The sequence below is a fragment of the Desulfovibrio intestinivivus genome, assembly GCF_053570665.1.
The window spans coordinates 474,481-491,690 of the sequence record NZ_JBRBQT010000001.1; the positions used below are offsets into that span (position 1 = coordinate 474,481).

At 51.5% G+C, this 17,210-nt stretch carries 16 protein-coding genes and 1 pseudogene; 6 read left to right on the forward strand and 11 right to left on the reverse strand.

All coding sequences use genetic code 11. The features are described from left to right. Positions 1-2: 2 nt before the first annotated feature. From ACUZ9P_RS01975 to ACUZ9P_RS02005, 7 genes and pseudogenes are all read right to left on the reverse strand, one after another. Positions 3-428, reverse strand: a complete 426-nt coding sequence (locus ACUZ9P_RS01975) for a hypothetical protein (protein WP_449248427.1) — start codon at positions 426-428, stop codon at positions 3-5. Positions 429-803: 375 nt separating this feature from the next. After that, positions 804-1,046, reverse strand: coding sequence for a hypothetical protein (locus ACUZ9P_RS01980; RefSeq protein ID WP_449248428.1), 243 nt, complete (start codon positions 1,044-1,046; stop codon positions 804-806). A 107-nt stretch (positions 1,047-1,153) separates the two neighbouring features. After that, positions 1,154-2,224, reverse strand: coding sequence for a hypothetical protein (locus tag ACUZ9P_RS01985; protein ID WP_449248429.1), 1,071 nt, complete (start codon positions 2,222-2,224; stop codon positions 1,154-1,156). Between the two features lie 9 nt (positions 2,225-2,233). After that, positions 2,234-3,421, reverse strand: a complete 1,188-nt coding sequence (locus ACUZ9P_RS01990) for a tyrosine-type recombinase/integrase (protein WP_449248430.1) — start codon at positions 3,419-3,421, stop codon at positions 2,234-2,236. Between the two features lie 216 nt (positions 3,422-3,637). Then, a complete protein-coding gene (locus ACUZ9P_RS01995; protein ID WP_449250262.1) occupies positions 3,638-3,940 on the reverse strand; it encodes a hypothetical protein in 303 nt (100 codons plus the stop codon). Then, positions 3,885-4,001, reverse strand: a pseudogene (locus ACUZ9P_RS02000) (transposase); the annotation flags it as partial. The gene ACUZ9P_RS01995 and the pseudogene ACUZ9P_RS02000, both read right to left, overlap by 56 nt. Before the next feature lie 249 nt (positions 4,002-4,250). Beyond that, positions 4,251-5,426 carry an ISL3 family transposase gene (locus tag ACUZ9P_RS02005; protein WP_449248431.1) on the reverse strand — a complete coding sequence of 392 codons (1,176 nt, stop codon included), beginning with the start codon at positions 5,424-5,426 and terminating at the stop codon, positions 4,251-4,253. 280 nt (positions 5,427-5,706) lie between these two features. Here ACUZ9P_RS02005 and ACUZ9P_RS02010 point away from each other — a divergent pair, with 280 nt between their 5' ends. The 5 genes from ACUZ9P_RS02010 to ACUZ9P_RS02030 all read left to right on the forward strand — a co-directional run bounded on the left by ACUZ9P_RS02010 (position 5,707) and on the right by ACUZ9P_RS02030 (position 10,715). Beyond that, on the forward strand, positions 5,707-6,147 hold the full coding sequence (locus ACUZ9P_RS02010) for a VOC family protein (RefSeq protein ID WP_449248432.1): 441 nt from the start codon (positions 5,707-5,709) through the stop codon (positions 6,145-6,147). 303 nt (positions 6,148-6,450) lie between these two features. Further along, entirely contained in the window at positions 6,451-6,573 is a 123-nt protein-coding gene (locus tag ACUZ9P_RS02015; protein WP_022659440.1) for a hypothetical protein, read from the forward strand. 588 nt (positions 6,574-7,161) lie between these two features. After that, positions 7,162-8,802, forward strand: a complete 1,641-nt coding sequence (locus ACUZ9P_RS02020) for a translation initiation factor 2 (RefSeq protein ID WP_449248433.1) — start codon at positions 7,162-7,164, stop codon at positions 8,800-8,802. An 8-nt stretch (positions 8,803-8,810) separates the two neighbouring features. Next, on the forward strand, positions 8,811-9,767 hold the full coding sequence (locus ACUZ9P_RS02025; protein ID WP_298993607.1) for a glycosyltransferase family 2 protein: 957 nt from the start codon (positions 8,811-8,813) through the stop codon (positions 9,765-9,767). Positions 9,768-9,770: 3 nt separating this feature from the next. Then, positions 9,771-10,715 (forward strand): carbohydrate deacetylase, encoded by a 945-nt coding sequence (locus ACUZ9P_RS02030; protein ID WP_449248434.1) that lies wholly within the window; start codon positions 9,771-9,773, stop codon positions 10,713-10,715. Between the two features lie 148 nt (positions 10,716-10,863). Here the strand turns inward: ACUZ9P_RS02030 and ACUZ9P_RS02035 are convergent, their stop codons facing one another. From ACUZ9P_RS02035 to ACUZ9P_RS02045, 3 genes are all read right to left on the reverse strand, one after another. Then, positions 10,864-11,634 carry a methyltransferase domain-containing protein gene (locus ACUZ9P_RS02035; RefSeq protein WP_449248436.1) on the reverse strand — a complete coding sequence of 257 codons (771 nt, stop codon included), beginning with the start codon at positions 11,632-11,634 and terminating at the stop codon, positions 10,864-10,866. Positions 11,635-12,033: 399 nt separating this feature from the next. After that, a complete protein-coding gene (locus ACUZ9P_RS02040) occupies positions 12,034-13,800 on the reverse strand; it encodes a methyl-accepting chemotaxis protein (protein WP_449248437.1) in 1,767 nt (588 codons plus the stop codon). Positions 13,801-13,997: 197 nt separating this feature from the next. Continuing rightward, positions 13,998-14,912 carry an AraC family transcriptional regulator gene (locus ACUZ9P_RS02045; protein ID WP_449248438.1) on the reverse strand — a complete coding sequence of 305 codons (915 nt, stop codon included), beginning with the start codon at positions 14,910-14,912 and terminating at the stop codon, positions 13,998-14,000. A gap of 125 nt (positions 14,913-15,037) precedes the next feature. Between ACUZ9P_RS02045 and ACUZ9P_RS02050 the strand changes: the two genes are divergently transcribed. Then, positions 15,038-15,484, forward strand: coding sequence for a GyrI-like domain-containing protein (locus tag ACUZ9P_RS02050; RefSeq protein ID WP_449248439.1), 447 nt, complete (start codon positions 15,038-15,040; stop codon positions 15,482-15,484). Positions 15,485-16,479: 995 nt separating this feature from the next. Here ACUZ9P_RS02050 and cobI read toward each other — a convergent pair. Further along, on the reverse strand, positions 16,480-17,196 hold the full coding sequence (cobI, locus tag ACUZ9P_RS02055) for a precorrin-2 C(20)-methyltransferase (protein ID WP_449248440.1): 717 nt from the start codon (positions 17,194-17,196) through the stop codon (positions 16,480-16,482). Positions 17,197-17,210: the final 14 nt, after the last annotated feature.

The window sequence follows — 17,210 nt, forward strand, 5'->3', positions numbered from 1 at the left end:
ACCTATTGCGCATCAACGCGTCGATTCTGTGTGCCCATTTCCTGTTTGCCTTGAGAAGTAGACTCAATTGGCCAAGGTGCCATTGGCAACTGATCTGGTCCCATGAGATCATACGTTGATATGATCACCTTATCTTCAATGATCTCAGCTTTTACAAAGTCATCTTCTGATGCTTGCGGAAAAGCTTTTTTAAGCTGTTTTTGAACAGAATCTGGGAAAGACCCAAGCGTGAGGATTTCGTAGTAAGGTTGCCAATCACCTGCCTGCACTTCCCCTGAGCTGTATGCTTCCAGGAGGTGCGCTTTCAATTGCGTACGATTCAAGTTTAGCTTGATCATCACCTCCAGATTTGGTTGGTTTTTTTTCACAAGTTCCAAAAAATGCTTGTGCTCGTGTGCGAACTCATTTTTTGACTTTCTTTTTGCCATGATTTTGCCCCTCTTCTTGAAGTGATTTTATCCTTTTCTCCGACATGTAGGTTTTCACATCTTCCAAAGCGTATCGGGCAGATCGACCAACTTTGCGGCAGATAATTCCTCGGCATTTATGGTGATCTTCCTGAAATCGGCTAGACTTAAGCATTTTGCTTCAACCACTTGCTTCTTGACGCGCCTGAATACTATTTGGAAAAATGTTTTGCCAAATTCATTTGCCAACTCGATTACCTGCCGAATATGCCAGCATTTCTCCTTACCTGTCTCCTTCACGAGATTTTGTCATGCTTGATGCATTTGAAAATTTTCAAAGCAAAGATGACAATTGGTTCTGTTAAATCACATAGATTTCGGCACTAAAAATGATCGCTATTTCGCCAGCAGTGAACGATACCAGAGCAAAAAACTATCTCTTTCATAGACAGCATGCTTACCTTGTCGGGCATATGGTGGCCCATTTTTCCCCAAGTTTGCGAGCGTCCCCACAGCAAGACACCCCCCGAATAATTTTGGTATGTCCTTTCGTCTAAAAATTATCGGGATGGCTTCTCGAAGGGTATTCAGTGTGTTATCAATAAATTCTTCGCTGGTGGTGCGGCCATCTATTTCCATGCTTGCCTCCTTTAAAAAAAACAAAATGGGACGCCGCTTGGGCGTCCCATTTTGGGTACGGTATTTTTGTTTGGGATGTCTGTGACAGTTTTTCAGCTAAAACCTTGTCACACGGCATGCGCTTTCTTGGGTCTCCCAGATTGTTTATTTATTGCAACAGCTTGTCCTTTTTCAATGCATATTTTTGCATTTTCCAAAAGCCGTAGCAACGTTCTACTGTCACTAGCTTGATGTTCAACATCCAGCTTTTTATCGCGCAATGCTTGCACAGCAGCTCTGTCACTATGGATGTCTTCGTTGCGATTCCGCTGATCCCACAACCAAAGACCAATAGCTCTCGCCGCTCTATGACTGTTACCATACTCCCCAAAAGCCATTTTCTTATAGAGGTCAACTATAATTTTTGTTTCTTGCAATTTTAATTTTATGTTATACTTTTTCTTTAATTCGTATATATTCCAAGCAATATGGTCTTTAATTTCATTACAGACTTCTTCAATATCAAAATCCTCATGCAATGATTGCCCCATTATTGCAAAGTCTACATTTCTACAATACTTGCCAACACAAATTACATCTCCAAATTTGTATTCAGAATACTTTCTTAAAGCATTTTTCCAACGGCTTGCGCTTGGAGCTGAAATTTCTGTTAAATTTTGCGGATGTAAGCGTAAAAGAGTGAGCACTTCTTCAGAAAATTTAATGTGGCAATTTTTATTCATATGAAATATGGGTGGATCAGGCAATTTACTAATGTTTAGCAAAATATCACTCATGTTATGCATGTTTAGAATGTCATCTACAAAGTAGTTATACTCCATAGATATATTATTAAACACTTGTAAAATATTACTAACGTCAGATTTTCTAAAGAAACTATCAAATTCTTTACTGAAATCAAATTCATCATCCTGATGAATTTGATTTATTTCTATTGCCAGGTATGACAGTTGAATATGTTTGATAAAATTACTTTCATATTTATCGTTATATTCTTTTTTAAATTTTTTTAAATATTCTCTCCATATACAAGTAAACTCCGCATATAAATCTTTAAGCTCATTATAATTTCCCTCCTTCATGAATTTCCTCTTCATATACTCAGAGTTCCAGAATTGAATATCCTTGGCAGCTTGATCCGCATTCTCGAGATTCCAAAGAGTATCATTGCTGACCATTTTTTCTCCTTACCTGAGCATACCCGAAAGGCCCAAAGCCGCCTGTCTCATCGTGTCTGGTGCAAGATGGGCGTAGCGTTTGGTCATTTCAAGAGAGGTATGCCCCATAAGTTCGGCTACGGTATAGAGCGGGGTGCCGCGCTGGACAAGCCATGATGCGAAGGTGTGCCGGAGCGTATGAAAAACCACTTTTTGCCGGGCATCTGTAATGTCGTCGTTCAGGCCAAGCACGGTCACAACATTTTCAAAGGTATCCGAAACCGCAAGGCGTTGTCCCCCTGTTGTTGCTGGAAAAATAAAGTCGCTCTTATTCCTTTCCCCATTCCGGCCCTCCAAGATTTCCGCAATTTCAGCAGAAATATAGGCATGGCGCGAATGCTTGTTTTTCGGATCGCGGATATACAGGGTGCCAGCCTCGAAATTTACATCGGCCCAAGTCAAAGCATGAATTTCACCTGCGCGAAGGCCAGCAAACAAGGAAATTACGGCAGTGTCATAAGTATCCTTGCTCCGCGCTCTTAATGCCTGAAGCAATTGAACGGCTTCATCTCGAGTCAAAAAGCGCATACGACGCGAGTCCTGCTGCGGCTTTTTGACTCGGCGACAAGGATTTTCTCCAGACACAACGTCATGCACCTGCGCTACATTCCAGATTTGCGAAATTAGCGCGATGACATGACGGACAGTTTGGGCGGATTTGCCTTGTGTGGTGACATACAGGATCAGCTGCTCCACATGCGAAGGGCGCAAACTTGGTATAGGCTTAGTCCCTAGGGCTGGCCGCAGCCATTTCGCGTAAATGGAGCACTCATTCCGAATGGTAGCAACAGTTTTCGCCGCAGTGGCATGCCGAAGATATATTTGATCCCAGAACTCTTCCATCGTAAGCTGCGATTTGGCCGCCAAATGGTGCTGACGCTCTTCTTCCCTTCGAGCCTCTTCCTTGCTGTGACGTATGTTTGCCAAAGAATTTTCAGGTGCACCTGTGCGGATATTTTCGCGTATCTCGGAGAGTATTTTGTACGCTTTTTCCGCTGTCATACCTTCACTTGACCAGCCAGCGACCTCTTCCTTGTCTTTCCCACTGAGTTTATAGCGAATACAGAAACATTTGTCGAAATTAATGCCGTGCTTGCGAGATTTGTGCAACCGATAGCGAACTCCCAAGAATTTCGTTTTGACCCATTCATATGCCATATGAACACCCTCATTTCAGCATAAAATCCCGTTGCCTTATGGCTTGAATTTTATCCCGCTCTTATCCCGCTCGTCAAGGTTGTACAATAGGAAAGATGATGAACTACTAGGAGAGATTTTTTTGGCTAAAAAAACAAAAATATGTTTTATTTCGTTTGATAATTACACATTGAGATGTTTTGGGAACGTACGTGAAATGTGGAAAAACACTATAGTTTAGGATTCCCAAGCTGAAGGTTGCGGGTTCAAATCCCGTTTCCCGCTCCATAAAAGCTTACAGATAAAGCCCTTACAGTTTATAGCTGCAAGGGCTTTTTTGTTGGCCTGATGTTGGTCTGCTCTACCGGGCGGCTGACTTTTTGAACACATCTTTTTGATCAAATCCGGTTCTACACCAAAGACGGGGGCAAGCCCCTTCAGCGGGCATTTTTCCGACAGGTTTCTGAACAATTCTCCAGCCATTTCAGCAGCACAGAACGCGCACTCGCAACCGATAATTTTCGAAATTACGGAAGCCATACGCACGCCGCTGGATCAACTTCATTTTTCGGTGAAAGCCTTCTGTTATGCCATTTTTTCTTGGGGCTGCTATTCCGCTGTCTTTGAGGTAGAGCAACTATCCCCATATTCTCCTCACGTCTCCTGGCCACGGTGGTGGTGCGGGTTCCTGATGTGTGAGGGGTCCGCTTGCACCCAAGTGATGAACAGCGGCTCCACACGTGGAACAAACGAGCGCCTAGGGAAGAAAAATGGCTCTACACCAAAGACGGGGGCAAGCCCCTTCAGCGGGCATTTTTCCGACAGGTTTCTGAACAATTCTCCAGCCATTTCAGCAGCACAGAACGCGCACTCTCAACCGATAATTTTCGAAATTACGGAAGCCATACGCACGCCGCTGGATCAACTTCATTTTACGGTGAAAACCTTCTGTGATGCCGTTATTTCGGGTAAACCGGAACATTCGGGCCACTTCTTCCCGCCAATTATGCAACGTCTTACCCAGGGTGCGCAATGGCGCGAAGGGCGTTTTTCGAAGGTGATCAATTTTATCTAATAATTCAGCTATATACCTGCGACAGCAATCGACACTTTGCGCCCGTACACGCAATAAGTCCGCTGTTTCATGTAAAAATTCATACAGTGATTCAATGTCCGGCCTGTCAGCAAAGTATGCTCGTAATCGCTCTTTCTGTGAGTTTGTTAACCGATCACGGCGAGTCAGCAAAAGACGCATCATACCGCCTCGCCCATAAGCAAGTTGTTTTTCATCAATTGCCTTGCACAGCTCTGAAAAGTGCTGATTCACCAGCCTGATAACATGAAATCTGTCCGCAACAATGTGCGCATTGGGAAACCACTCCCTCACAAGTCGCCGATACGCAGAGTTCATATCAATACAGACCATTTTAACTTTGTGGCGGCCTTGCAACGATTGCAAAAAATCGCGCATATCGGCGGCGCTGCGCCCTTTAACCACATCAAAGACCCTGCGGCGGGTCAAGTCGCAAAATGTGGTTGCAAAGCCCTGCCTGCGCGTAAATCTATGCTCATCAATACCCAGAATGCGCGGGCATGTGCGGTTTGCCCAGTGGCTGCTCTTGTGCTGCATCATCTGGTGGTAATAGCGCTCCACGCTGGCTACGCCGATGTGGTGCTCGTCGGCGATGTCCTTGCAGGAAACACCTTTGTTGTAGGCCTGAAAAATGTTGCGCTTGAGCAGCTCTGTTGTTCTGCTCCACACTTTTATGCCTGCAAGTCTGGTATTAAAATATCTACCGCATTCTTCGCATCGGTATTTGTGGCAGCGAATCAACAGGCGTGACGCCCTTCCATGAATGGAAATATTACGGATCGTCCGCCAGAATGAGTCCTTGATGCGTAGTTTCTCGCATGCGCAGTGTGGGCACGTATTCTTGCCCGTCCACCTTGCCTCAAAAACCGGGGGCATACGGCTCACCACCTTTTCGATTGCAAAATCCCGCAAGCCAATTAAAAATTGTTCCACAGGGCCTTCTCTTCTTTTCTTTGGTCGGAAAACAAAGGTTGCCCTGGTGGGCATACCAGCTTTGCTTGGTATGCCCATTTTTTCTTGGAGCCGCTATGCCCCCGTCTTTGAGGTAGAGCCAGAAAAATATGCGTACTTGAAATGTGCTGCCTTTTCACGTTTGCTTGCAATACGACACATTGCTCCGTATGCGGCCACAGCGCGGGCCAGCATTTGGCGGGCCTATTCCCCAGCAACGCTCCAACTTCATTAAACCTGGCTACAACCATAAGAGAAAAACATGGCAAATGTAAAAGGCATAGCGCATATAGCAATTCAGGCTGAAGACTTTGAGAAAACAGCTATTTTTTATATCAATGCTCTTGAATTTACTGAGGTATATAGATGGTCTTTGCCGCAGTATAATCTTGAAAAAGCCGCCATGCTTGCATCAAATGACGGCCTCACGATGATAGAACTGTTTGACAACAAAGCAGAAATCGCCGGGCAAGGGCGCAAACGAGGCCCAGATGACGAGATTGTCAAAGGTGCGCTTCTCCACTTTGCCTTGAGGGTTGACGATGTGCAGGCAGCTTACGACGCTGCGCTGAAGCATGGGGCCACTCCGTGCATTCCCCCCTCAACTTTCGAATTGGGACATCCCGGCAAAACTGTAACCAATGCACTTGTTTACAGCCCCAATGGCGAAGTCCTTGAATTTTTATCAACCACTATTTTTTGACCGATTCCCTGTGACAAGTGCGGCTTGCACTGGCCGCAACCAACGAACTGCGGCTTGAACGGCCCACAAAATACTCTTGCCCCCTAACGCAGCAGCCACGACCCAATTTCTGCAGTATTTTTTCCCTTCTGAAAATTCCAATAACATACTAAAATATAAAAATAATATTTTAAACTTACACGCTGTAACCTGTAAAGAAATGGCCCCGGACCGACGAGAACTATTGCAAGCCATTTATGAGAGTGCTAGTTTTTACCTGCGAAGTTTTTTTGTTCGCAACCACCAGAACCAAGGAGGCAAAGTATGGAATATGCCGTTATGCTGGGGACCGTCGGATGCCGCAAAGAGGATTCAATCCTCGGCTCTGTTTGGGGTGGTTGGATGAACTGGTGGCGTCGCATGCTGGCAGCCGCCGACCGCTTTTGAGCACAGCATGTGACACCGCACGCTGTAATCAACCTGTGATTTAAGGCCGGGAGAACTCCCGGCCTTTTTTAATTTGGTCAGGACCAATCAACAACATATGCACATCCCCGCGCGTTAAGGTCGGACATTCCCCACAATGTCGCATCGCCCCCACCACTACGTGTCACTTCTCATGCAACTACCCAAAATCATTTTGACTTTATTCAAACACGCGCTAACCAGCATCGGCTGCCGCCCTTATAGCATAATCGCCCATACCTGAGCCACACCCCTGTATATTTTTGCGTGTCTTTTAATTATAAACACGATATTATACATAGGAAACCTACTGTTCAATCTCCATCCAAACATAATCCTTATTTTCTATACGGTTGATAAATATGTTAGTTTGCAATAGCCTGACTTCGCTATCTCACTGAAATAAAACTGACATATAACATCATCAAAATGTATGCACCCAACTCGCACAAAGGAATGCACAGAACAGGAATGGCCTATACCTAACTGCACCGCATAAACACTACTCACAGATATACTTTTACTTAAGCAAACTGACTTACAAACTAATCCACCCAGGCGTTCAACAAAATGTCCTTTAAATATTCCAAAAATTACGCACTCTGGGATACGATTTTTATCATTGCCATTGCTGGCTATACTCTGTTTGGACTGTGGGGAGTGAGCCTGCTTTCGTGCGACGGGCTTAAAATCAGCAGCGACCTATGCTGCTATGTGCAAAATATGGCGGGAGAACTGCGTCGTGAACTGTTTTCACTTGACCCGCTGTTAGCAGTTCCAACCACTGCAAATTCCATCATCAGCCTTGAATCAACATTGGCGAGCCTGCTTCAACCCGGTGACGATATTGTGCGGGGGATGCTACGGGCTGGCGCTGTGGGCGTGTTTTTCCACTACATTGCCTGTTATTATCTGGGACGCCGTCTTTTTGACACGCCGCTGATTGCCGCCCTGTTTGCCCTGCTGACAGGTGTGACCGTATGGGTCAGTTTTGGTACGTATTGGGGCTTTGGCTCGGGCGACATTACGCCGCGTGTTTATTATGCGGCTCTGTTTCCCCTGCTATTGGCAGCGACACTCTCGGCCCTCGACAAACCCCAGCTACGCCCTCTTGTCCTCTTTGTTTCGGGCTGCGGCATGTACCTGCACAGCATCAGTTCGCTGGTGGCGAGTTGCATGCTGTTTACCGTATTTTTCTTTCACAGGGCCAAGGGCGACAGCCTGTTGCGGCACGGGGCATGGCTTCTGCTCAGCTTCGTTGCATGGTGCCTCCCCACACTGCTCTATCTTACAAGCTCAATCAAATCCGCCACGCCTTTTTCTCCGCAGGATCTAGTCATTCTCCAGCAGGTTTTTGACCGCCGCTTTCTTGAAGACGAAGGCGGACTATGGCGTAGGCTGATCGGGCACCTGCACTATCGAAGCGACAGTTTTTTTCTCATCCTTGGGGGTATTGCCGGATTATTTGTTGTGCGCCGTTATGGCACACCACCCATGAAACGCCTGGCATCCATCGTACCCACCCTATTTTTGGGCTTGTGCATAGCCCTGCTCATTTCGGTAGCGGAAACTCACATCGCTCAGGCCCTCGGCAGAATGCCCATGGGAGCGGAGCTTCCCCGGGGGATCCGCTTTGTTATCTTTTTGTGCTGGCTCATGATCGTCTGCGGCTTTGCCTGCTTTTGGCAACGCGCCCCCAAGTGGGCGAGCCTTGTTGCCCTTGCTGCGGTTATCGTTGTTCTTATGTGCGATCAAGGCCGCTGGGCCTATGGGGTTCGGTTCGCTTTCAGTCATGTGCTGGAATTGCCGCAGCCAGCACGGATACAGAATCGCTTGAGCCGGGGGGCCGCCTATGCGGAGGCCCTGCAAGCCGTGCAACGGATCGTTCCGCAAGACGCCCCCATTTTTGCAGAACCCGACGCCATGGCCGTGCGCTATCGCCTGTATCGGCCCCTGGCCTACGCTTTTAAAGACGGATCTTCCTATCTGTACAGCCAGGACGCCCAAGGGGCTGCCCGCTGGCTTGACCTGACCGCCATTCGGGATAAACAAGGATTGACCGCAGCATGGATTGCCTCTGGCACCCAGTGGATTTTGTGCGGCACCATGTCCGAACGGCAGAACATCGAGCAGCAGGGAACTGTTCTCTGGAGCAATGACCGCTGGTTTATCGCCAAACGCGGCATTGCGGCTGAACACGTCACGCAATGAGGCTTTGCATGCGCCAAACCACTCTCTCGGTTGTTGCCCCCGTTTACTGCGAGGGCGGCCATCTGCACAAATTTGTGGCTTCGCTCACCGGGGTGCTGACCGCGCTGAGAGCAGATACCGGCCTCGACTACGAAGTCGTGCTGGTTGACGATGGCTCCACAGATGACACGTGGGCCTCAATGCGCACGCTGACCGAGCAATACGCCAACCTGCGCTGCCTGCGCCTGAGCCGCAATTTCGGCAAGGATGCCGCCCTCTCCGCTGGTCTGGCGGCCGCGCACGGAGATGCCGTCGTCACCATGGACAGCGACATGCAGCACCCCGCCGCGCTTATACCAGAAATGGTGGCCTTGTGGCGCACCGGTGCTGTAGATGTGGTTGATGTGCGCAAGCAGGAGCGCCAGGTAGAATCATTTTTGAGCAGAATCTGCGCCGTCTCATTTTACCGCATTTTTCAGATGCTGACCTCATATGACCTCAAAGGCTCGGGCGACTTCAAGCTGCTTGACCGTAAGGTGGTTGAGGCCTGGAAAAATCTTGGCGAACGCAAGCTCTTTTACCGGGGGCTGACCTCGTGGATGGGATTTCGACACGAGGAAATACTGTTTAGGCCATGCGCCCGTTGCGGCGGCACCAGCAAATGGAGCTTGGCCCGCAGAGTCACCCTGGCCGTTGATTCCATGACGTCTTTCAGCGGTAAACCCTTGCTGATCATTGGCATTATTACCCTGCTGTTCTATGGTTTTTCGTTTATTGTGGGCTGCGAGGCGCTGTGGAGCTATGCCACAGGGCAAGCGGAATCGGGCTTTACCACGGTCATTCTGCTGATGCTGCTGACCGGCAGCGCCATCCTCACAGGCCTGTGCATTCTGTCGGCTTACCTGCACCATGCCTTTGTCGAGCTTAAGGGCAGACCCCGCTATCTTCTGGCCGAAACGCTGGAAAGCGACAAGACGGACGCCTGATTCATGCGCCAGCAAAGCGATGTCGAAAAACAGCCTTCCATGCGTTTTATCGTCCATGCGGACGACTGCGGCCTGACCCGGCAGATCAGCGAAGATATCTTTGCCTGCCTTGCCCATGGGCCGCTCAACTCCGTTTCCGTCATTATGGGCGGCTCGCACACGACAGAAAGTCTGCAACAACTGGCCGTCATGCCCCATGTTCGTGTGTGCCTGCACCTGAATATTCTTGAAGGGCGCTGCTCCGCGCCTGTGGCACAGGTTCGCCCGCTGGTTGATGCACAGGGCGTCTTTCGGTACGGGCTGGGGCAGATGCTCTGCAACCTTGCCACGGGCGCAGGCGCCCGCAAAAAAACCCTGCTTTCAGCCATTCGGAATGAATTTGAAGCGCAGATAGATGCCTTTGCCAGCGGTTTTTCACAGCTGCGGCAAAGGGGAGGACTGCATCTGGACGGGCATCTGCACGTGCACGCCATCCCCGCCCTGCGCGGAATCATGCGAGACCTCATGCGGGAGCACCCGCCTGCCTATGTGCGTCTGCCCAAAGAACCCGCTCACCTGCCCCCGCTGCCATTGGCGCAGCTGCTTGTGGGATGCGCGCGGCGCACCCTGCTCGCGCACTGGTCGAAGGGGTTTGCTGCCCTGCTGGATCAGGCGGGCATTGCCCACAACTGCTTTTTGTGCGGGCTTGTAAGCGGCGGCAACCTTACTGCTGCGCGGGCCGAGGCTTCCCTTGCGGCCATACAGCGCCAAAAGGAGCGCGCCCCGCTTGTTGAAATCATGAGCCACCCCGGCGGAGGGCATGACGCCAGCGAGGCCTATGCGCGACATAGTGATTTTTACCAAAGCAGCGCACGCCTGACAGAAAAGACCATGCTGCTTGATGGCAGCCTGAACGCAGTGCTGGCGCGCTACGGATCCTTGCAGACCTTTGCGGAAACACAGCCATAGCACCCCATCCAACAAACCCGGCAGGTACCGGATTGTTCCTGCATTTCACTCAAAAAATCCCGCACGGCAAACAACAAACGGCCCAAAAGCATAATGCCTTTGGGCCGTTTACATACTTTTGCGGCAGGCGCTCCCGCCTGCATAAGCGTTATTGACCGCGAATCCAGTAGGTTTCAAAGCCGTCTTCAAGCCAGCCGTCCTTCACCCGGGTGAAGCCAGCCTCCTTGAAAAGATCACGGTACTCATCCTGCGTGCGCCGCCAGCCCCAGAACTGCTGCCGACGAATACCCATATAGTGCAGGGCCGCGCGGATGCCGATCTTGATGGCGTTCACAAAGCTGCCGATAAACGAATCTTCTTCCAGCAATGACGCAGAAAGCAGCACCAGTTCCCCGCCGGGGGCAAGCTGCGCCCGCAGTTCCCACAGCAGATGCTGAAACTCGCGCGTAGGAATGCCGTAGTCGACAGTAGACAAGTAGATCATGTCGTACTGCACATCAGAGGGCAGACACATGGGCGGCAGCCCTATATAGATGCGGTCGCTGGGTATGTATTCCCGCAGCCACTTCATACCTACGGTGCTGGGTTCGTTGACATGCAGCTCAAGCTCCGGCATTTCTTCCAGCAAAATTTTTTCCATATAGCCCACGCCGCTGCCAATGGACAGCACGCGCACCGGGTCCATGCGCCCTGCGGGGTCTTGCGCCAGCTTTGCACGCAACTGACCGATAAGCCACTTTGCGTCTGTGCGTTTGTTTTCGCGCCAGACAGATGGCAAATCTTCCCAGTTCTTGCAGCGGCGGAACAGCTCTTCGTAAAAAACCGCATAAAACTTTGGTTCCGCCAGGTGAAAGAATGAAATATGTGAAAAGGACGTGAAGGGTATGCCCTGCCAGCTTTCCTGATAAAAACGCCGCACGTTGAAGCCTCCGAGACATGGCCGCAAAAGCTCGCCTCGCGCAGGATTGCGCCCCAGGCAAACTTTCGATGCGCAAAATTATAACCCAACCGCCAGCAAGGCGCAATGCGCGTAAACCGGGCGGCGGCAACTTGCGCAAGAACGTGATCAGGCCGCAACGTTACTGCAATACTTAAAAAATATCTGGCAGGCACACGCAGCAACCTGCCAGATATCATGCAGCAGCAAGCGCAAACAAAACATAAAAATCCGCAAGGGGAGGATCTTTCCCGATCCTCCCCTTGCCCATAGCTGCTAAACTGGCTGATACTCAGCAAACAAGCATCTTGCGACCACTGTCACCTAGAGACGCTTTTTGCTTTCTTCTTTTTTCTGCTCAAACCTGGATTCGGCGTTCCGTTAGCCAGCCTTCATTTCCTGAATAAGCCGCCGCAGCACCTGGGCCTGCTGAGCCATCTCGCTCATGGCCTGATTGGCCCTTCCCATGGCTTGTGCGGTTTCTGCCGAAATAGTTGCAACCTGCTCCACAGAACGGCTGATTTCTTCACTGGATGCCGACTGCTGCTCGCTGGCTGCGGCGATGGAGCGCACCTGATCGCTTGCCTGTTCCACAAGGCTGACAATCTGTGTAAGCGCCTCGCCAGAAAGCGAAGCCCGGTGCGTGGCGCTTTCTATGGTGGCAACAGACTTGTCCACGCCGTCAATGCTTTTACGGGTTCCTTCCTGAATACCACGGATAACGCCGCCCACTTCCTGCGTGGCAGTCATGGTCTTTTCCGCCAGTTTGCGCACTTCATCGGCCACCACGGCAAAGCCGCGCCCGGCATCGCCAGCGCGGGCCGCCTCAATGGCGGCATTCAGGGCCAGAAGGTTGGTCTGATCTGCGATATCGGAAATAACGCTCATGATCTGCCCAATGCCATCGGCCTGTTTGCCGAGCGTGGCCATATCGGCCTTGACTTCAAGCGACTGCTTTTGCACCGCAGTGATATCGCTCACTACATTGCGAACCAGTTGCGCACCTTCCTGCGCCTTGCTGCGCGCGGTATCGGAAGTATCAGAGGCCTTGGCTGCGTTTTCCGCAACTTCGCCCACGGTGGCGTTCATCTCATCCATGGCAGAAGACGTAACTGAAACACGCCGAGACTGTTCCTCTGCCCCACGGCTCGATTGCATAATCAATGCAGAGAGCTGCTCTGTGGCAGTTGATACCACCTCAACCACGCTTTCAAGCTGGTGCGCGGCCTGCAACATACCCTCGGCCTTGGCGCGTTCGGCCTGCACCTTGGCGGCCTGAGCCTCTTGGGTGGCTATTTCCGCATGGTGGGCCTGCTCCGAAGCTTCAGCGCTTTTCTGCTCAGCCTCGGCGATCTTGTCCTTCATGGTTCCCACCATGTTCTGCAAGACATGATAAACGCCGCCGGGCTTCTTTTGCTGACGGAAGGTCACGTCCAGATCGCCGTCAGCAATCTTGCCCGCAACTTCGGCAAGATAGCCAGGGTCTTCGCCAAGCTGCCGCATAACCTCACGCGTGAGCAAAATGCCCTGCCCCACAGACAAAATAAAACCAATGGCAATGGCCGCAAAAATCATTTTTTTGGAAAAATCAGCCAGGTCGTCATTGGACTGGGCCAGCAGATGGCCCTGCTCTTCCTTGGATTCCACAAGGCGGTTGATGGCATCCTGATACTGATTGGCCAGCTTGTTTCCCTCACCATCAAGATAGGCTTCCGCTCCGGCGGAGTCACCAGCCTGCTTCAATTTGAGGACCTTGTCCGTCATGCCTCTAAATGCCGCGCGGTGTACCTTGTACTCTTCAATAATCTGCTTTGCCTTGGCAGAAATAAGAGTCTTTTCCACAGCTTTTGAGCTTTCGTCTATTTCTTTGCGCAGCGCTTCAATCTGGGCAGTGCGCTTACTGACCTCCGCATCTGACGATGCGCCCACGATACCTTCCATGTTGACGCGAATGCGCTGAAAACCCACGGAAAGCTTCAGCAGATCCGCCATGGGGACTGTGGCGCGCTCATAAAGGATAGTGTCCGCATTATTGACCTTTCCCAGTTCAAAAACGGCAAAAACACCTACACCCAAGGTCATCAGCGAAGACAAAACAAAACTCACAATCAACTTTGTTTGCAGTTGCGTATTTTTCAAAAGGCTCATGGTTGATTCTCCAGGGGAGGGAATTTTATACTATTAGCATCCTACTTTCTTTATCGGCGTAGTCTTTAAACCTTTTAGGTTATCAGCAAAAGTAATTAAAAATATTTTTCATATAAGGCACTACAATCCTTTGTTTAGCTACCCAACCCAATTACTGTCATAGTGTCCAGCAGCGTCTGCACAGGCCGCTCGGCAAATCAGAACTTATCCATCGGTCTGAGCGGAATGCAGATTTCCGTCAACAGGTCTGCAGGAGGGCTTGTTTGCGGCGAATTCCAGTAGATTTCAAAACCCGGATCATTATACGGTTCGCGTCCGCTCTGCGGGAACCACATGCCAAACAGCGACCTGTAGGCCGGATGCAGCAGGGAGTACGGCCCCCTGATGCGTAACACGGCATACTCCTGTTCCCCGCCAATATGACGCAAAAAAATATCTTCATTCTGTAGCAGGGGGCACAATTCGGCGCTTGTTTCCAGTAATTCTGGCGGCAGGCTGACGCAGGCATCCATGCGACACTTCTGAGGCGCGGTGATGTCCGGGTTGTCGTAGCTCACGCCGTAAGCCACCGAGGCATCAAAAAGCAGGCCGTTGGCCCCCAGCGCGCCGCACAGTTTTTCCCATGCAGGAAAACTCTCGTCATACGGCCCTGTATGCCGCACGGCAGCCACCAGGCGCGGCGCAAACTTTTCGACACGCACTTCCATGACCGGGAGGTCAGTCATTTCATGATAAAACAGAGGACGCGTCAGATCGCGTCTGCGGGCAACCTCCAGGTGTCCCTTCCTGCGGCGGTATTCAGACGGCAGCATGCCCAGATGCGCCCGAAAAGCGCGCGTAAATGCGTCCACGCTATCGTAGCCCGCGCAAAGGGCTATCTGGGTGACAGATTCAGGGGAATGCCCAAGCTGCATGGCGGCGCGCTCCAGCAGCAGACGGCGCACGTATGCCGCAACGCTCTCGCCCACCATGGATGAAAATATCCGGTGAAAGTGATAGGGCGAAAAACAGGCTATGCGCGCCAGCTCTTCCAGGTTTGGCCTGTCATCAAGGTGCTGCTCAATGTGGCGCAGCACAAGGCCTATACGCTGCTGGTAGGTAAGTGTTTCCATTCATTCTCCCATCTAGATTCTTGCCGCCAAGGGGCACGGCGGGCAGAAGCGCAAAAAAAGTCGAGCGAATTTTCGCCAGCAGGAACATGCTGACCCGACACAATATATCCCCGCAAGGAGTAACTATGAACGAATTTGAAATAAAAGTTGTGGATTTTCCGGCCAAGCCGCTTATGGGCATCAAAGTGCGTACCAATATGGCAAGAGCCAAGGAAGACTGCCAGGCCCTATGGCAGAACTTCTGTCCGCAAATGCCCCAAATTTATGGCAAGGAAAGCTACGGCGTTTCCATCATGCTCAATGCCCAGGATTTTGATTACTGGGCCGCCGTTGAGGCTGACGAACAGGTTCCGTCAGGCATAGAAACAACCAGCATTCCGTCCGGCTCCTACGCCCGCTGCACTGTGCCGAATCTGGAAAGCATCGGTGCGGGATACATGTTCATGTACCAGACATGGCTTGGCGGGCAGCAGGAATGGAAACTGAACGAGCAGGCCCCCTGCTTTGAATTGTACCCTACGGACTGGAATCCGAGTATGCCCTTTGATCTGTTTATGCCGGTCAAGCGTTAGATTCCGCCGCCCGGCGGAGTTGGGACGCATGCGCGGCGCGCGGCCTCACCCGAGAGACACTACGGTTGTCTTTCTTCTGCCCTTCGGGCACGGGATTCCGCCGTCCGGCGGCGTTGGGGACGCCTGCGCGGCGTGGTCGCGCCCGAGAGGCACTAAGCTTATCTTTTTTCTGCCCTTTGGGCACGGGATTCCGCCGTCCGGCGGGGTTGGGGACGCCTGTGCGGCGCGCAGCAAGGCGGGGCCGGTTATGGGGCTATGCCCCCTTCTCGGCCCCCCTTGCATCCCCCCCGAAGCACCCCCTGAGGCTTTCAGCTTCCGCAAAACGGCGAGGGCAACGCGGCTATAGCTGCGGGAGCTTCCCTCACTCGCGTTGCTCGCTCAGGTGATCTCCCTCCGCGCCGCGTTAATGCCAGAGTCCGCTTTCGCTTTGAATATGAGTCCGTTTCAGCCAACAATTTCAGTCCCCGTCGAAGATTAAGCAACTACGGGTAAAAAAGAATTCCACCCCTCCATCAGGGCGGGGCATGGAGTCGCCTTCCTTATACTCGCCGGAGCAAGGCGGAGGCGATGGCTGGTGTTGGACTAATTTGCAAAATACGCATTTAGGGCGCAAAAGTCGGGTTTGCGTAAATCAGCCTGACAGGCTCACCCACCCGGCAAAAACTTTTCTTCTATATTTGCCTTTTCTTTCCCTGCCTTTTTGTCTTTCCCCCTGCCCGTCATCAGGAGCTGGTCGTGAAGTTGCCTTCCTTAAACTCGCCGAAGCGGACGCGGAGGCGATGGTTGGTGTTGGGCGAATTTGCAAAATACGCATTTTTCTGGACTGACAAGGAAAAGTCCTGTTTTTGAGCGCAGCGTACTCAAGTACGTGAGCATCAAAAACAGGACTTTAACGCAGTCAGGCCAAAAAAGTCGGGTTTGCGTAAATCAGCCTGACAGGCTCACCCCGCCATCAAATTTTTCCTCTACCCCCAGCCCTTCACACTGCCACAGGGCTACACCTGCGGCTTACGGCTCAGAATCAACGACATATAGGGCGGAGTCTCGCCCGCAGCACAAGCTCCGCCAAGCCCCAGACAGACCTTCTCCGCTGGCTGCTCCACATGACTCGCCAGGACGCACGACTCCAGTCTGTTAGTAGCGCCCAAGGCTTCCGCAATGGCCGGCAGGTTGCGATAGGCCTTGAGAATCACAGCAGTATCACTCTGTTGCAATGAATCTTCCAGACTCTCCCGACTGTTGATGCCCGGTATGATGCGCAAGGTCTCGCCGTTTTCGCACAACACGGTGCGGGTGCGGGCAGCTGCCGCCTGAAAGGACGTGATGCCGGGAATGACCTCCACCGCCAGATGCGGCGCGCATTCGCCAAGTGTCCGCATGAGATAGCCAAATGTACTGTACACCAGCGGATCGCCAATGGTCAGAAAAGCGGCGCTCTGCCCACTTTCCAGCACGTCTCTGGTGGTCTGGGCCGCTACGCGCCACGCCTCACGCAGCACGGAACGGTCGCGCGTCATGGGAAATTCCAGCCGCAACACGCGCACATCGGCCCGCAGATGCGGGCGCGCCGTGTCCAGCGCCGCTGAAAAATCATTGCGGGGCGAGGCTGCCGCAAGGATAACATCCACCTCGCCCAACACCCTGACTGCCCGCAGGGTCAAAAGATCAGGCGCGCCGGGGCCGACGCCCACGCCGTAGAGAATTCCGTTCATTATCTGCTCTCTTT

What these genes read in the sequence shown, in the direction of transcription:
- cobI (WP_449248440.1), bottom strand. Translation starts at nt 17,196, where the DNA reads ATGAACGGAATTCTCTACGGCGTGGGCGTCGGCCCCGGCGCGCCTGAT.
- ACUZ9P_RS01980 (WP_449248428.1), bottom strand. Translation starts at nt 1,046, where the DNA reads ATGGAAATAGATGGCCGCACCACCAGCGAAGAATTTATTGATAACACA.
- ACUZ9P_RS02030 (WP_449248434.1), top strand. Translation starts at nt 9,771, where the DNA reads ATGCGCCAGCAAAGCGATGTCGAAAAACAGCCTTCCATGCGTTTTATC.
- ACUZ9P_RS02020 (WP_449248433.1), top strand. Translation starts at nt 7,162, where the DNA reads ATGTCCTTTAAATATTCCAAAAATTACGCACTCTGGGATACGATTTTT.
- ACUZ9P_RS02050 (WP_449248439.1), top strand. Translation starts at nt 15,038, where the DNA reads ATGAACGAATTTGAAATAAAAGTTGTGGATTTTCCGGCCAAGCCGCTT.
- ACUZ9P_RS02045 (WP_449248438.1), bottom strand. Translation starts at nt 14,912, where the DNA reads ATGGAAACACTTACCTACCAGCAGCGTATAGGCCTTGTGCTGCGCCAC.
- ACUZ9P_RS02015 (WP_022659440.1), top strand. Translation starts at nt 6,451, where the DNA reads ATGGAATATGCCGTTATGCTGGGGACCGTCGGATGCCGCAAAGAGGAT.
- ACUZ9P_RS02040 (WP_449248437.1), bottom strand. Translation starts at nt 13,800, where the DNA reads ATGAGCCTTTTGAAAAATACGCAACTGCAAACAAAGTTGATTGTGAGT.
- ACUZ9P_RS02010 (WP_449248432.1), top strand. Translation starts at nt 5,707, where the DNA reads ATGGCAAATGTAAAAGGCATAGCGCATATAGCAATTCAGGCTGAAGAC.
- ACUZ9P_RS02025 (WP_298993607.1), top strand. Translation starts at nt 8,811, where the DNA reads ATGCGCCAAACCACTCTCTCGGTTGTTGCCCCCGTTTACTGCGAGGGC.
- ACUZ9P_RS01990 (WP_449248430.1), bottom strand. Translation starts at nt 3,421, where the DNA reads ATGGCATATGAATGGGTCAAAACGAAATTCTTGGGAGTTCGCTATCGG.
- ACUZ9P_RS01985 (WP_449248429.1), bottom strand. Translation starts at nt 2,224, where the DNA reads ATGGTCAGCAATGATACTCTTTGGAATCTCGAGAATGCGGATCAAGCT.
- ACUZ9P_RS01995 (WP_449250262.1), bottom strand. Translation starts at nt 3,940, where the DNA reads ATGGCTTCCGTAATTTCGAAAATTATCGGTTGCGAGTGCGCGTTCTGT.
- ACUZ9P_RS01975 (WP_449248427.1), bottom strand. Translation starts at nt 428, where the DNA reads ATGGCAAAAAGAAAGTCAAAAAATGAGTTCGCACACGAGCACAAGCAT.